Genomic DNA, 325 nt, shown 5'->3' on the forward strand with positions numbered 1-325 from the left:
GTGCTCACACAGATTGTCTGATGAAAATTAGCAGTAAGAAAATCTCTGCAGGCTTGTAGCTCAGGTGGTTAGAGCGCACCCCTGATAAGGGTGAGGTCGGTGGTTCAAGTCCACTCAGGCCTACCAAATTCATCCCGGTGAATTTGAAGAGGTTTTAACTACGATGGGGCTATAGCTCAGCTGGGAGAGCGCCTGCTTTGCACGCAGGAGGTCTGCGGTTCGATCCCGCATAGCTCCACCATCTTTACTGCAACAACCCAAGAAAACTTCAGAGTGTACCTGAAAAGGTTCACTGCGAAGTTTTGCTCTTTAAAAATCTGGATCA

Annotated in this window: 2 tRNA genes; both read left to right on the top strand. The window is 48.3% G+C overall.

What is annotated here, in order from left to right:
- The first annotated feature begins 49 nt into the window (after positions 1-49).
- Positions 50-126, top strand: a tRNA-Ile gene (locus FDW97_RS05085).
- A gap of 39 nt (positions 127-165) precedes the next feature.
- Positions 166-241, top strand: a tRNA-Ala gene (locus FDW97_RS05090).
- Positions 242-325: the final 84 nt, after the last annotated feature.

It is taken from the genome of Citrobacter sp. wls708, from assembly GCF_005281255.1.
GTDB lineage: Bacteria > Pseudomonadota > Gammaproteobacteria > Enterobacterales > Enterobacteriaceae > Citrobacter > Citrobacter werkmanii.